Source organism: Allobosea sp. 2RAB26, assembly GCF_052115465.1.
In the GTDB taxonomy this organism is placed as follows: Bacteria; Pseudomonadota; Alphaproteobacteria; order Rhizobiales; family Beijerinckiaceae; genus Allobosea.
The window spans coordinates 95163-109891 of sequence record NZ_JBFRGS010000001.1 but is presented as its reverse complement, the minus strand read 5'-3'; the positions used below and the strand labels follow the sequence as shown (position 1 = coordinate 109891).

The window sequence follows — 14729 nt, the reverse complement described above, 5'->3', positions numbered from 1 at the left end:
GGGCGAGCCTCAACGCACCAGCGCAAATGCGACCGACGCAATCAGCAGGACCGCGAAGACGATATTGATGGCCCGATTCAGCCGCGGCCGACGAAAACAGCGGGTCAGCGCCGCTCCCGTGGCGAGCCAGAGCAGATTGACCGCGGCGATGATCGCCATCAGCACAGCCGCCTTCGCCAGCGCATCGGCGGCAACCCGCTCGCGCAACAGGACGAAACCGGAGAACAGCGCAGCCATCGCCGCATAGCCCTTCGGGTTGACGAGCGACAGCAGGGCACCTGCTGCGAAGGACGGTCGCTCACCGCGTTCGCTCGCCTCGCTCAAGGGTGGTGCAGTGGCGATGCGATAGGCCAGATAGAGAAAATACCCGGCCGCAGCGACCGTCACCACCGGCGCTACGCCAGGCAGCGCCATCAGCACCCCGACCATGCCGCTGGCGGTGATCGCGATGACCGCGGCCATGCCGCTGGTGATGCCGGCAGCATAGACGAGCCCCTCGCGGGCCCCGAAGGCAGCACCGGTTGCAGCCAGGCTCAAAGTGGCAGGTCCGGGACTGCCCGCGAGTGCGAGCCCGGCAAGGACGAAACCGAACAACCCCTCCATGCTGCGCCTCCACTGGTGGATGAGCAGCATGTTGTCAGGCCCGGGCGGCTGAATGTCTTGAACGATCGTGCGGACCAAACCGGACGGCGGAGGTCATCCCCCTGGGACGACCCCGGTCAGGTCCGTCTACTCGGCCGCTCTCGGCATGGCCAATGCCGCAGCCGAGCCGTCACGCAGCCGGGCCAGGAGATCGGTCTCCTCGGCCTTAGCCTGCTTGAGGTGGCGTTCCTTGACATGGCCAAAACCACGGATCTTCTCCGGAATTGCCGTCAGTGCCACGCAGAGCGCATGGTTCTCCGGTGTCAGCCGGTTCACCAGCTCGCCGATCAGCGCGTCGTATTCAGCGATCAGCCGGCGCTCCGTTCTGCGCTCCTCGGTACGGCCGAAGATGTCGAAGGCCGTGCCGCGCAGGCCCTTCAGTTTCGCCAGCAGGCCGAAGGCCTTCATCATCCAGGGGCCGAAGCTCATCTTCCGCGGCAGGCCGGTATGGGGATCGACCTTGGCGAGCAGAGGCGGCGCGAGATGAAACTCGTAGCGCAGCCTCTCACCCGAAGCGCTGTCCTTCTCGAAGGTGGCGGCCACCTGCTTCTGGAACGAGCCATCCGCATAGAGCCGCGCAACCTCATACTCGTCCTTGTAGGCCATCAGCTTGAAGAGATAGCGCGCCACGCTTTCGGCAAGCGCGCTCTGCCCCGGCATGACCTGCACTTCCTTGACCTGGATGCGCGCGACAAGATGGCGATAGCGCGCCGCATAGGCCGCATTCTGGTAGGCAGTGAGATAATCGACGCGACGCGCGATGATCTCTTCCAGCGTCTCGGAGAGATGCCGCGCCCGTGTCGGCGCCTTGGCCTCCGCAAGGGCACAGATCAGAGCGTCCGGATCATGCGCCGCACGCCGGCCGAGCTCGAAGGCCTGCTTGTTCATGGCGACCGCTTCGCCGTTGAGCTCGATCGCTCGGAGCAGCGAGGCGCGCGACAGCGGCACGCCGCCGAACTGCCACGCATAACCGAGCATGAACATGTTGGCAGCAATGGCGTTGCCGAGGAAAGCGTTCGCAGCCGCCGTCGCATCGACGAGATGCGTCCGCTCACGCCCTGATGCCGAGATGATCGCCCGTTTCAGCCGCTCGATGGGCAGCGAGAAATCGGCATTGCGAGTGAAATCCCCCGGCATGCTCTCGGCTGTATTGACCACGACGATCGCGCCGTCCGGTCGTATCGCGCCAAGGACCTTCTTCGAGCCAGTGACGGTGAGATCGCAACCGAGCACCAGATCCGCCTGACCGGCGGCGACGCGAATGGCGTGAATGTCTTCGGGCCGCGGCGCGAGCTTGACATGGCTGAAGACCGCCCCGCCCTTCTGGGCAAGACCGGCCATGTCGATCATGCCGCAGCCCTTGCCCTCGAGATGCGCCGCCATGCCGAGAATGGCGCCGATCGTCACCACGCCGGTGCCGCCGACACCGGTGACGACGACCGCGAAACTGCGATCGAGGGCCGGAACCTGCGGCTCTGGAAGCTCGCCTGCGCTGAGCGCGCCGGCATCGAGCCGGCGCGGCGCCGCCTTCTTCGGCCGAGCGCCATGCACAGTAACGAAGGAGGGGCAGAAGCCCTTCACGCAGGAAAAGTCCTTGTTGCAGTTCGACTGGTCGATCTGGCGCTTGCGGCCGAACTCGGTCTCCAGCGGCTGCACGGAGACGCAGTTCGACTGCACGCCGCAATCGCCGCAGCCTTCGCAGACGAGTTCGTTGACGATCACCCGCTTGTCGGGATCGGGATAGGCACCACGCTTGCGCCGGCGGCGCTTCTCGGTGGCACAGGTCTGGTCGTAAAGCAGCAACGACACGCCCGGAACCTGCGCAAGCTCGCGCTGCACGGCATCGAGGTCATCGCGATGATGGATCGTCGTGCCGGCAGGCCATTGCGTGCCCGGCGGGTATTTGTCCGGTTCATCACTGACCACCGCAACGCGATGCACGCCTTCGGCTGCAATCTGGCGAGCCATCTGGTCGGGGGTCAGATGCCCTTCCGCCTGCTGGCCGCCGGTCATGGCGACCGCATCGTTATAGAGCAGCTTGTAGGTGACGTTGACGCCAGCAGCGACCGCCCAGCGGATCGCGAGCGAGCCGGAATGGGTATAGGTGCCGTCGCCGAGATTCTGGAAAACGTGCTGGCGCGTCGAGAACGGCGCTTCGCCGATCCAGTTCGCGCCTTCTCCGCCCATCTGGGTGAAGCCTGCAGTGCTCCGGTCCATCCACTGCACCATGTAATGGCAGCCGATGCCGGCATAGGCGCGCGAGCCTTCGGGCACCACGGTGGAGCTGTTATGCGGGCAGCCCGAGCAATAGTACGGCGTTCGCTTGGCGATATCCTGCGCCTCGGCGAGGCGCCCCTGCGCCTGGGCGATCTCCTCAAGCCGGCCCCGTAGCGCCGGGTCGTCCTTGTATTGCAGCAGCCGCGCGCCAAGCGCGATCGCGACGTCGTTGGGATCGAGCGCGCCATGGACCGGGAAGAGCCATTCGCCCTTCTCGTCCTTCTTGCCGATTACCATCGGCTGGTGCTTGGAGCCGTAGAGCTCCTCGCGGACCTGCACCTCGATCAGCGAACGCTTTTCCTCGACCACCATGACGAGATCGAGCTTTGAGGCAAAATCCTTCAGCTCGCCCGGATCGATCGGCCAGGGGCAGGCGACCTTGAACAGGCGGATGCCGAGATCATTGGCGCGAACCTCGTCGATGCCGAGATCCTCCATCGCCTGGCGGACATCGAGATAGGATTTTCCGACCGTGATGATGCCGATGCGCGGCTTCTTGCCCCCGGAGGTGATGGTCTGGTTGAGCTTGTTGGCGCGCAGATAGGCCAGCATCGCGGCGCGCTTGTGGATATGCAGCCGCTTCTCCTGATCGACGAAATCCAGCTCGCGGCGGATGCTCAACCCGCCCGGCGGCATGACGAAATCGTCCGGCGTCACGATCTTGACCCGGTCGACCGAGCCATCGACGGAGGCCGTCGACTCGATATTGTCCTTCACGCATTTGATGCCGACCCAGACCGAGGCAAAACGCGAGAGCGCGATGCCGTGCAGGGAATAATCCATGATCTCCTGAACGCCGGCCGGGTTCAGGATCGGCATCATCCGGTCGACGAAGACAAACTCGGTCTGATGCGCATTGGTGGACGATTCAGCGGTGTGGTCGTCGCCCATCAGGCAGATGACGCCGCCATGGGGCGAGGTGCCCGCCATGTTGCCGTGGCGGAAGACGTCGCCGCTGCGGTCTACACCCGGGCCCTTGCCGTACCAGAGCGCGAAGACGCCGTCATGCTTGCCTTCGCCCTGCAGCTCGGCCTGCTGAGTGCCCCAGACCGCGGTCGCGGCCAGATCCTCGTTCAGCCCCGGCTGGAAGACGATATCGGAGGCCTTGAGCTGTTTGCCGGCCCGTAGCAATTGCTGGTCGAGCCCTCCCAGCGGCGAGCCGCGATAGCCCGAAACGAAGCCCGCCGTGTTCAGGCCGGCGCGGCGGTCGCGCTCGCGCTGGACCATCAGCATGCGCGCGATCGCCTGCGTCCCGGTCAGGAATATCTGCTGTTTCGAGAGGTCGTATTTGTCGTCCAGCGCGACCTCGCGCAACGCACCGGCCTCGGCCAGGTCTGCGGTGCCGGACTTCTGTTCCATCTCGGCCATGGCCGACCTCCCCGATCGTCCCGTTACGGCAGAATGGGGCCAGTTGGTCCGGCCTCCAACTTGATATTATGTCAGTAATGCTGACATATCGTCTCGTTACGGTCAATCACCCTGGGATCGTTCCAGAATGCGCCGCGATTTGGCCCCCTTTGCGAGTGATGGGTGGGCTTGGAACCGGCCTTGGCATCGGCCGCCGTTTACGGTTGGTTAACCATGTCGGGCCAGCTTCGCCGCTGAAATCGAGGGATTCCCTGTCGTGACCCGATGCCGCCGCGGCCTTCTCATTCTCGCCGGACTTGCGGCCTGGTTCGGGTTCACCGGCCTCGCGGCCGCGCATCCCCATGTCTTCGTCAGTGCGCGCACCGAGATCATCTACGCTCCCGACGGCAGCGTGAAGGCGCTGAAGCATATCTGGAGTTTTGACGAGGCTTATTCCGCCTTCATTACGCAGGGGCTCGACAAGAATGGCGACGGCAAGCTGACGCCCGACGAGCTGGCGGAACTCGCCAAGGTCAACATGGAATCCCTGCCCGATGTCGGCTTCTTCACCATCGCCAAGGCGAACGGCAAGGTGCAGGCCTTCGGCGAGCCCAGCGAGGCTGCGCTCGCCTTCGAGAACAAGATCCTGACCTTGACCTATGTCCTGCCCCTCAAGCAGCCAGCCACCGCCAATCGGTCCTTCGGCATCGAGATCGGTGACCCGACCTATTTCGTCGCCTTCGACATCGCCGAGGCCGCTGACGCGGTGATCGCGCGCGATGCACCCAAGGGGTGCGTCGTCCGCATCGCTCGTCCGCCCAAACTCGACGCAGCCGTCCAGCAGAAGCTCGCGCAGGAGGACATCACAGCCCAGCCCGACATGAGCGGATACCAGGTCACGACGCGCGCGCTGGTCGCATGTCCCTGAGTCTCGCGCGTTCGACATCGCTACGCCTGCCGATCGTCTCGCGTCGGCTCGCCCTGATGGCCCTCGCGCTTCTGGCCGTTGCCGGCACCCTTGCCATGCTGGCCTATGTGATTGCCAGCGTAAGCCCACCACCGCCCCCGCCACCGCGCAACCCCTTCGGGACTGCCCTGCCCCGCGAGGCCCTGCCTTCGACGACGGGCATCGGCGCGCTGCTCCTGTCCTGGCAATCGGCCTTCTATCGCGAACTCACCGCGACGCTGAAGGCGATCCACGCCAGCAGTGCGGCCCTGCCCGGCCTGCTTGCTCTCGCCTTCGGCTATGGCGTCTTTCATGCAGCCGGCCCCGGCCACGGCAAGGCGGTCATCTCCGGCTATATCGTCGCCGATAATCGCAGCCTCAGGCGTGGCCTCGCCTTGAGCTTTGCCGCCGCGATCCTCCAGGCACTGGTCGCCATTGCATTGGTCCTGACCCTGACGATCGCCCTTCGAGCGACGGCTGCTACCATGAGCGCGACGACGACGCTGATCGAGCAGGCGAGTTTCGCGCTGGTCGGGCTGGTCGGACTATGGGTGCTTTGGCGCAAGGCCGGGGCGCTGCTCGCCCTGTCGGGCGATGCCGCCGCCCATGATCCGGCCTGCGACCATGTTCACATGCCCGGTCCCGACGAGATCGCCCGATTGCGCGGCTGGCGTGAGATGGCCGGCGTGGTTTTCGCGGCGGGCCTGCGTCCTTGCGCCGGCGCTCTCATTATTCTCGTCTTCGCCTTCTCGCAGGGGCTGCTCTGGGCCGGCATCGCCGCGACCTTCGCCATGGCGCTCGGCACGGCCCTGACCACGGGAGCGCTTGCTGCGCTCGCGGTCTTCTTCAAGTTCGCAGCCCTGAAACTGGCCGGAGGCAGCAGCCTGCGCGGAGCAAGAGCGATCGCAGGGCTCGAACTGCTCGCCGCCGCTTTCGTCGCCGTGCTCGGAACGGCCCTGTTCCTCGGCCTCTGGGCCGCCCAGGGGAACTGAGCTCCCGGCGCCGCCGCGCTTGCGTCCGTTTTGCTTCGTCGCCCTTACTTGGCCGTCGCCTCGTAGGTGAAGAGCACCGACTTGTCGTCATCCGGGATGAAATGGGCCCGCACGCCGTCAACAGTCGGCTCGACCCAGAACGGATTCTGCGTCATCGGCAATCCAGACGGCGACCAGAGCTCGATCGGTACCTGATAGACGGGCCGATTATCCCTGAGGTCGACGATCTCGAACCCGCCGAGGCGAAAGATCGGCCCGTCCTTCGTCGCGCGATAGGCGTTGAAGCCGGAGCAGAGCATCCGGCTCATGCCGATATAGTGGCAGTCCTGATAGTCGATATAGAGCGCGGGATTGATGACCCGCAGTTGTTCAGGCGCCACGTCTGGATTGGTCACCCGGCCCTCGCCGTCCAGGGTCCATTTGTAGAAGCGGCGCGAACCCCAGCTTACCCCATGCAGCGATTTGTCGTCTGTATTGTGGACGATGCCGCCGATATGGTCCTTGAAACGCAGCACCTCGGTCGCCTTCAGCGTCTCCGGATCGACCTTGTAGACGATCGACTGACTGTTCGGTCGATACTCGGCAACCGTCACCCAGATATGCTTGCCATCGAAGTCGATCCCGCCCGGGTGGTACATCGAGCCCTCGCCGAGCGTGATGCTGGCCAGGAGCTTCCCCTCGGCATCGACCTTGAAGAGATGGCCGACGCCCTCGCCGGTATCACGATCATAGCCATCCCGGGGTTCGGAGAAGCGGGTCGTCGGCTTCGTGATCTCGACCGAGGAGACGAAGAAGGCATCGCCGATCTTCAGCATGCCTTGCGGGTGATGTGTCGGGAATTGCAGCGGAACGGCAGCTTTCTGCGTCCATTGCGTGTTGCGGGTGAGCTTTTCGATACGCCCGTTGAGGGCCGGATCGGCCGCATGGGCAGGCGCGGACAGCAACAAGCCGGCAAGGCCGACCAGGCAAGTCATCGTCCTTTTCATCAGGGCCTCCCAGACGGCATGTTTCTCCGAAAGCAGAGCCGATGCCGATCGCGATGTCGTCCCCTATCCAGCGCCCGACAAACTCATGTGACAAGTCCACGCCGCAGTGATGCCGAAGCGTTGCGCGCCCTCAGCTCACGCGCTGCGGGTCGTTCTCCAGCAGGATCGGCTTGCCATGCGGCGTCGCCTCGGCCGCGCGCTCCCAGGACGCCGCGAGCGCGTCGACGCCCTCATGCGAGGCCAGCCCCTTGGCGATCAGGAGATGCTCCAGCGCCTCGCACCAGCGTTCGTAATAATCGGAACCGTCGCGGCAGCCGCCGGCCGCGACCGCCTCCCGGATTTCGGCCCCGAGGGCTTCCGCCCATTCCTGAGCGGAAAAGATGCCCCGGTTCTGCAGCGCAACGACCAGCGCGAAGGCCTGGGCCTGCCAGGGTTCCGCAAAGACCGGCCCTTCCGCATCGCGCGGGATCGGCGTGCCCGCTGCGAGCGCATCGGCAAGGGCTGCGTCAGGCCGGCTCAAGATAGCTCTCCCACGCCTCGACGCTGACGCTGGACGTCGGGTCCGCATCGCGGCCCCAGAGTTCGGGGCCACTGAAGACCACGGTATAGAGCCATTGCGCTGTTTCCGGTGCACCATGGGCGCCGGTATCGGGGAAGACGTGGTTGCCGCGGATGGCCTCGATCCGGCCGAGCTTGCCGCGGGCATAGCGTGGCAGGCGAGTATGGCCGGCCGGGTGCATCACGATGGTGCGCACACGATCGCCGACAGCAAACAGCGCAGGCGCCGAAGCCTCGCGCTCATAGGGAAAGCCGCGTTGCAAGACAGCCGGGACATCCGCCCCGTTCAACACCCGCTTGGGTGTCGTCCCGGACCCGACCGACGCGCCGCTGTCCATCTCCGCCGGCGTCGCAAAGCCGTGCCGCTGCAGCACCGTCCGCAACCCTTCGTACCAGATCTCGTAATAGGAGAAGGAAAGGTAATCTGCCGGCGGGATGCTCTCGCGCGCATGCCGGATCTCGTCGATGGTCCAGTGCCCCATGGCGCCTGCCGCGACGTTCAGCGCGAGCATGCGGCTCTCCCATCCGCCATGGAAGACCGGCTCGTTCGGCTCCGGCATAACGGGCCCGAAGCCCATCTGGCCGCCGAGATCCTGCCCGCCATTCATGCTGACGCTCCCGCCTTCGGCAACCCGACGCCGATCATCGAATCCCGCGTGACGATGCCGGCAAGCCTCTCCTCGTCCCAGCCCTCGGTACCGGCAGGGCGCTGCGGGATGACGAGGAAGCGCGTCTCGGCGGTTGAATCCCAAACCCGGATGCGCTGGCCCGCGGGCAGCGTCACGCCAAAATCGGCCAGCACGCCGCGCGGATCGATGACGGCGCGCGAGCGATAGGGCGGCGACTTGTACCAGACCGGCGGCAGGCCGAGCACCGGCCACGGATAGCAGGAGCACAGCGTGCAGACGATCAGATTGTGCTCGTCGGGAGTGTTGAACACCGCAACGATATGCTCCCCGCCACGGCCGCCATAGCCGAGCTCGGCGACGGCCGCCGTGCCGTCCTGCCTGAGCCGTTCTGCGAAAGCGGGGTCCGTCCAGGCCTTCGCCACGACCAGCGCGCCATTGCGCGGGCCGACCTTGGTCTCGTAGGTCTCGACAATGGCATCGAGCGCCGCCGGGTCGACATAGCCCTTGGCGACGAGGAGCGTTTCCAGCGCCTTCACCCGCGCCTCGATCGGCGTGAAGTGATTGTCATGGTCGTGATGATGGTGGTGGTGATCGTGCCCGCTCATGGCAGCCTCCTCACGCAATCCTGATCCGTGCCGCCCGCTCGAACTTGACGGCGAAATGCACAAGCGACTTGTCCGAGCCCTTCGGCCCGATCAGAGACAGGCCGAGCGGCGCCGCGTCGCGCTGGGCCGCCGGAATCGTCACCTGCGGAAAGCCGGAGAGCCCGGACAGGCAGAGTAGCCGCAGTGCCCGGTTGCGGAAATCCTCCAGCTCGCCTTCGGTCGCGCTGACCAGCGGCGCGATATCCGGCACCGTCGGCAGGATCAAGACACCGTCCGAGCCCAGCAGCCGCGCAAGCTTGGCCCGGAAGGCCTTGCGCAGACTTTCGCCCTTGGCGTAGTCCTCGTCACTCACTGATTTCGCAAAGGCGAAGCGCTCGGCGACGCCCGGTCCGAGCGGCGGATGGAACCGCTCGATCATCACGCCGTCGGCGTTCCAGGCATCGCGCCCTTGCACCCAGCGGAACGCCCAATAGAGCGCATCGATATCGCGGGCGACCTTGACGGTCTCGGGCTGACCCATCAGCGGCATCGCGCGCTGCACGACATTGCGCAGCACATTCTCGGCATCCGGCGTCGCTTGCGCAAACATGTCCTGTGCCAGCAGGAGACGCGGGATCTCCGGTAGGACCGACCGATCCTTGCCGAGCACGACATCGGCGACGCGGGCAAAGGTCTTGCCGTCGCGCGCGAACCAGCCCGGTGTATCCAGGCTCTCGGCCAGCGGCCAGGTCCGCTTCAGTGAAAGTCGGCCATGTGTCGGCCTGATGCCGAACAGCCCACCATAGCTCGCCGGCGCGCGGACAGAGCCGCCCGTGTCGGAGCCAAGCGCGATATCGGCAAGCTTGCCGGCAACGGCCGCCATCGAGCCCGAGGACGAGCCGCCGGTGATGCGGTCGGGCGCAGCCGGATTGATCGGCGCGCCGAAATGCGCGTTCTTGCCATTCATCGAAAAGGCGAGTTCGTCGGTGATCGTCTTGCCGACGAAGCGAGCCCCGGCATCCAGCAGCGCCTTCACGATCGGCGCCGTCTTGGTCTTGATCCCCGACTGCGCCAGCACCGTCGGCGAACCCGCCCCCGTGGGGTAGCCCTTAACGTCGAACAGGTCCTTGACCGCGAGCGTCAGTCCGGCGAGCGGGCCATCCGGCGCGTTCTTAACCGGCGCGTCCGGATAGGGCATGAAACAGCGGAAGGGATCGTCCTTGACCATCAAGCTCAAACTCCCCTCGCATCGCCATCGGAGCGCGGATCATGCGTCGCTTCGACATGGCCCTTCTGATGTTTCACCAGCATGCCGGCATGGCCGAAGCTGTCGGCATAGGCTTCGCTGTACTCCTCGACCGGGTGGCCGGCGGCAGTGAGCCTCGCGAGCAGCATCGGATCGAACCGGCTTTCCAGCTTGAGCGAAAGCGAACCGGCACCCCAGGTCTTGCCGAAGAGCCAGCGCGGCGCATCGACTGCGGTCGCGGGATTCTGGCCGAACCGATAGCGCGTCAGGATCTGCGCCTGGAACTGCGGCTGGCCGTCGCCGCCCATCGCGCCATAGGATACCACGCGCCCGTCATCGAAGCGGGCGAGCGGCGGATTCAACGTGTGGAAGGGCTTGCGGCCCGGCGCCAGCGGATTCAGCGCGGCCTTGTCGAGCGAGAAGGAGACGCCGCGATTCTGCCAGTGGATGCCGGTCTTGGGCAGGACGCATCCCGAGCCATATTCCCAATAGATCGATTGGATATAGGAGACGGCGAGCCCGTTGCCGTCGATCGCGCCCATCCAGACCGTGTCGCCCTCGCGCGGCGCGAAGGGCCAGCTCGCGGCCCGCTTGCGATCGATCGCCGCCGCCTCGCGGGCGAGGACCGGATCCGTGAGGAAGCTCGCAGGATCCGCCTTCATGTGGGCCGGATCGGTGATCTGCCGATCGCGGATGGCAAAGGCTCGCTTGGTCGCTTCGACCAGCCCGTGATGATGGTCAAAACCCTCCGCCCGCGTCACGCCGAGCTTCTCGAAGATGCCGAGGATCAACAGCGAGGCGAGCCCCTGGGTCGGAGGCGGGAAGTTATAGACGGTCAGACCCGGCAGCTTCAGCGACAGCGGCTGCACCATGCGCGCCTTGAAGCCCGCGAGATCCGCCCGCGTAACCGGCGCGCCGATCGCATCGAGATCGGCGCCGATCTCCCTACCGATATCGCCGCGGTAGAAATCATCGAGCCCGGCATCGGCAAGCTGCTTGAAGGTCCCGCCGAGCGCGTCCGGCTTCCGGCGCGCACCGGCTGTCGGCCGTTCGCCGCCCGGCCAGAAGAAACTCGAGAAACCCGGTGCAAGCTTGGTGGCCTCGGCCTCCTGCGGCCAGGTCCGCAACTCCGAATCCGAGACGGCATAACCGGCGTCGCAATGAGTGATCGCATCGGCGAGCAGATCGCGCACCGGCATTTTCCCGCCGAGTGCCTTCGCCAGCTCCAGAGCGGCCTGCCAACCGCCGACCGCACCGGCAACCGTCACCGCCGCATCGGCGCCGCGCGAGGGGATGCTGTCATGTCCCTTCTCGCGATAGCGTTCGATTGTCGCCAATGCGCCCGCCGGGCCGCAGGCCTCGATCGCATGCACCTTGCCGCCAGGCTCGTGCACCAGCCAGAATCCGTCGCCGCCGATGGCGTTCATATGCGGGTAGACCACGGCAATGGTCGCCGCCATCGCCACCATGGCCTCGATCGCATTGCCCCCCTCGGCGAGAACAGCGCGTCCGGCTTCCGAAGCAAGACGATGCGGCGCAGCAGCGGCCCCGGTCGAGAAAACAGGCGTATCGATCATCGAGGGGTTTTCAATCCAGCGGGGAGCAACCATTTGCCGAGTGGCGCGATTTTGTTGCATGCCGGCAGCGCGTCGGCTAGGTCGTAGCGCGCATGAATTCTCAAGGAACGAACATGGCTGAAGAGCGTGGCACCTGGCGTACCCTGATCATGGTGATCTCGCTGGGCATCCTGATCGCTGTCGAACTCTTCGGCGTCGCGCTGGCATCGGGCTGGGCCCTCGCCGGGCTTTTCGAGCTCGGCCATATCGTCGGCTATATTCTGATGGCTCTGTTCTCGGGCTTCGCGGCCTACGGGATGCTCGCCTTCATGCGTCGCGTGTTCAAGTTCGAGCATATCGGCGAGCGCCACTGAACTCAGCCACACGGCCTCAGCCGCAGGGTTTGAGAACGACCGGATCGGCCTCTTCGGGCAGATAGCTGCCCATTGGCCGGCAAGCTGCCCCGACACAGATCGTCCAGTCCGCCGTCGCGCCCGAGCGCCGCATCACGACCTCGGGGAGTGCCGGCAAGGCCGGTGTCCAGCGCCAGAAGCCGTCGCGCAATCTCGCGCCGTCGGGCGGGTCCATGCCGGCTCCTGATCCTTCGATGCGGGCCTCGACGAGCCGCAGACCGTCTGGCGTCTCCCTCCAGACCTCTTCCCACAGCGTCTTCTGTACCGAATGCCGCCAGCCGAGCGTGATCTCGTCGGCGCCGAGCGCGACGACGAGTGCGCCGGCCGCCAGGCACAGGCTCACGCTGTGCTGCTCGCCCGCTGGCCGCGCGTCTCCCTCCAGTGGCGTGCAACCAACGCGGCAGCGAGCAGATAGCCGAGCGCGTCGCTATAGGCGAACTCTCCGAACAGGAACACCGCAGCCACGAAGGCGAGGATGCGTTCCGTCACGTTGAGACGGTCGAACAGATAGCCGATGGCAACGATCCCGAAGAGACCGATGGCGACGCTGGCCTTGAAAACGGCGTAGATCACCGAAGGCCAGAAGCCGATCACGGCCGACATCGGATCGCCCTGTTGCAGCATCAGTGCCGGCGAATAGACCGCGATGAAGGGGATGACGTAGCCCGCAAGCGCCACCCGCATCGCCTCCCAGCCAATCTTGTCCGGATTTTCCTTCGCAATCGGCGCTGCCGCGAGCGCCGCCAGGGCCACGGGCGGCGAGAGATCGGCCATGATGCCGTAATAGAACGCGAACATGTGGCTCACGATCAGCGGTACGCCGAGTTGCTCCAGCGCAGGGGCCGCCAAGGCTGCCACGATGATGTAGGTCGGGATCGTCGGGATCCCGGTGCCGAGCAGGATCGACAGGATCATCGTCAGGACCAATGCCAGGAACAGGCTGGTCTTGCCGAGCCCGATGACCCAGGCGCCGAAGGTCGTGCCGATGCCCGTCTGCGTCATCAGGCCGATGATGGTTCCAACGATCGCGCACGCGATGCCAACAGGCAGCGCGGTCTTGGCCGCATCGGCCAGCGCATTGCGGCAGATCACCAGCGTGGCGCGACCGCCGATGGTGAGGGCGTTCAGGGCGATCAAACCGGCGATCAGCCCTGCGACAACCCTGACGTCCATCCCGTTGCGCAGCAGCGCACCCGCAATCAGGCCGAGGCCCACCCAGAAGATCACCCGCAGCGTCATCGTCTTGAACCCGAGCGCGACACCGGTGCCCAGCAGCAGGCCAACGGTCAGCGCTAGACCGATCGTGCCGGCGAAGAGCGGGGTGAAGCCGTGGAACAGCATGAAGACCAGCACGGCGAGCGGCAGCGCCAGATACCAGCGCTCGCGCAGGGCCTTGAGCGGGCTGGGCAGCAAGCGCCGCTCGATGCCTTTGAGGCCGTGTTTGCCTGCCTCGAGATGCACCATCCAGAACGCCGAGGCGAAATAGAGCACTGCCGGGATTGCTGCGGCCTTGACGATCTCCGAATAATCCACGCCCAGCGTCTCGGCCATGATGAAGGCGGCCGCCCCCATCACGGGCGGCATGATCTGCCCGCCCATCGAGGCAGTGGCTTCGACTCCGGCGGCGAAGGCGCGCCGATAGCCGAACTTGATCATGAGCGGAATCGTGAACTGCCCGACCGTGACGACATTCGCGACACCCGAGCCCGAGATCATGCCCATCAGGCCGGAGGAGAACACCGCGACCTTGGCGGGGCCCCCACGCGCGCTGCCGAAGAGCCCAAGCGAAACGTCATTGAAGAGGTGGATCATCCCGGCCTTCTCCAGGAAGGAGCCGAAGACGATGAAGAGGAAGATATAGGTCGCCGACACATAGGTCGGCACGCCGTAGAACCCCTCAGTGCCGAAGGACAGATGGCCGATGATCTGATCGAAACCGTAGCCGCGATGATTGAGCGGCGACGGCAGGTACTGGCCGAAGAACCAGTAAAGCAGGCACACACCGCACATGATCGGCAGGGCATTGCCCATCAGCCGCCGCGCGGCCTCGAAGATGAGAACGATCAGCAGCGTTCCAACCACGAGATCGGCGGTCGAGGGATCGCCATCGCGCAGGATCAGATCGGCGTAGAAGACGAGCTGATAGAGGCCGACACCGAAACCGATGACACCCAGCGCCCAGCCAGCCCAGCGCCCTGCATTGGTCTTCGCCTTGAAATTGGCGACGAGGCCGAAACTGAGCAGCAGAAGGAAGCCGACATGGACGCCGCGCACCGCCTGGCTCGGCAGCACATGCCAGGCTGAGATCGCGATCTGGAAACAGGCGAATGCGAGCGCGACGGCATAGGCTAGCAAGCCCCAGCGGCCGGGCCCGAAACCCGGCGGAAAGCCGTGCTCGAAATTGTCGAGCGCCGCATTCTCGACCGGCGTTTCGCTCGCGCCCGAAAGCGCGTGCAGTTGGTCCGTCTGACTCGTCATCGCGTCGCATATCCCCAATGGCGTGCGCATGCGCCGGCGCCGCCTGCCCGAAGGCCAGCGCCGGGAGAGTTAAAT

13 protein-coding genes are annotated in these 14729 nt (G+C 65.5%); 3 read left to right on the top strand and 10 right to left on the bottom strand.

The features are described from left to right. Positions 1 to 9: 9 nt before the first annotated feature. Together AB4118_RS00510 and AB4118_RS00505 are read right to left on the bottom strand one after the other, a co-directional pair. The gene (locus AB4118_RS00510) at positions 10 to 603 is read right to left on the bottom strand and encodes a LysE family translocator (RefSeq protein ID WP_441487884.1); all 594 of its coding nucleotides are present in this window, start codon (positions 601 to 603) and stop codon (positions 10 to 12) included. A 126-nt stretch (positions 604 to 729) separates the two neighbouring features. After that, entirely contained in the window at positions 730 to 4287 is a 3558-nt protein-coding gene (locus AB4118_RS00505) for an indolepyruvate ferredoxin oxidoreductase family protein (RefSeq protein ID WP_441487883.1), read from the bottom strand. Between the two features lie 256 nt (positions 4288 to 4543). Between AB4118_RS00505 and AB4118_RS00500 the strand changes: the two genes are divergently transcribed. Together AB4118_RS00500 and AB4118_RS00495 are read left to right on the top strand one after the other, a co-directional pair. After that, positions 4544 to 5194 (top strand): DUF1007 family protein, encoded by a 651-nt coding sequence (locus tag AB4118_RS00500; RefSeq protein ID WP_441487882.1) that lies wholly within the window; start codon positions 4544 to 4546, stop codon positions 5192 to 5194. Then, on the top strand, positions 5185 to 6204 hold the full coding sequence (locus tag AB4118_RS00495; protein ID WP_441487881.1) for a nickel/cobalt transporter: 1020 nt from the start codon (positions 5185 to 5187) through the stop codon (positions 6202 to 6204). Before AB4118_RS00500 ends, AB4118_RS00495 begins: the two co-directional genes overlap by 10 nt. Positions 6205 to 6248: 44 nt before the next feature. On the opposite strand, the gene AB4118_RS00490 is transcribed toward AB4118_RS00495, so the two are convergent. The 6 genes from AB4118_RS00490 to AB4118_RS00465 form a co-directional block, all read right to left on the bottom strand. Next, positions 6249 to 7190: a DUF6454 family protein gene (locus AB4118_RS00490; RefSeq protein WP_441487880.1), complete on the bottom strand. Its 942-nt coding sequence runs from the start codon at positions 7188 to 7190 to the stop codon at positions 6249 to 6251. Positions 7191 to 7320: 130 nt separating this feature from the next. Further along, a complete protein-coding gene (locus AB4118_RS00485; RefSeq protein WP_441487879.1) occupies positions 7321 to 7710 on the bottom strand; it encodes a nitrile hydratase accessory protein in 390 nt (129 codons plus the stop codon). After that, positions 7697 to 8356: a nitrile hydratase subunit beta gene (nthB, locus tag AB4118_RS00480; RefSeq protein ID WP_441487878.1), complete on the bottom strand. Its 660-nt coding sequence runs from the start codon at positions 8354 to 8356 to the stop codon at positions 7697 to 7699. Before nthB ends, AB4118_RS00485 begins: the two co-directional genes overlap by 14 nt. Then, complete coding sequence (gene nthA / locus AB4118_RS00475; protein WP_441487877.1) at positions 8353 to 8982, bottom strand: nitrile hydratase subunit alpha; 630 nt, start codon at positions 8980 to 8982, stop codon at positions 8353 to 8355. Before nthA ends, nthB begins: the two co-directional genes overlap by 4 nt. A 10-nt stretch (positions 8983 to 8992) precedes the next feature. Beyond that, positions 8993 to 10189, bottom strand: coding sequence for an amidase (locus AB4118_RS00470; RefSeq protein ID WP_441487876.1), 1197 nt, complete (start codon positions 10187 to 10189; stop codon positions 8993 to 8995). Between the two features lie 5 nt (positions 10190 to 10194). After that, positions 10195 to 11784 carry a gamma-glutamyltransferase family protein gene (locus AB4118_RS00465; protein ID WP_441487875.1) on the bottom strand — a complete coding sequence of 530 codons (1590 nt, stop codon included), beginning with the start codon at positions 11782 to 11784 and terminating at the stop codon, positions 10195 to 10197. Between the two features lie 113 nt (positions 11785 to 11897). Here AB4118_RS00465 and AB4118_RS00460 point away from each other — a divergent pair, with 113 nt between their 5' ends. Further along, the gene (locus AB4118_RS00460) at positions 11898 to 12137 is read left to right on the top strand and encodes a hypothetical protein (protein ID WP_441487874.1); all 240 of its coding nucleotides are present in this window, start codon (positions 11898 to 11900) and stop codon (positions 12135 to 12137) included. A gap of 16 nt (positions 12138 to 12153) precedes the next feature. On the opposite strand, the gene AB4118_RS00455 is transcribed toward AB4118_RS00460, so the two are convergent. Both AB4118_RS00455 and AB4118_RS00450 read right to left on the bottom strand, forming a co-directional pair. Continuing rightward, positions 12154 to 12519 carry a DUF1850 domain-containing protein gene (locus AB4118_RS00455; RefSeq protein ID WP_441487873.1) on the bottom strand — a complete coding sequence of 122 codons (366 nt, stop codon included), beginning with the start codon at positions 12517 to 12519 and terminating at the stop codon, positions 12154 to 12156. After that, positions 12516 to 14654: a TRAP transporter permease gene (locus AB4118_RS00450; protein WP_441487872.1), complete on the bottom strand. Its 2139-nt coding sequence runs from the start codon at positions 14652 to 14654 to the stop codon at positions 12516 to 12518. Before AB4118_RS00450 ends, AB4118_RS00455 begins: the two co-directional genes overlap by 4 nt. Positions 14655 to 14729: the final 75 nt, after the last annotated feature.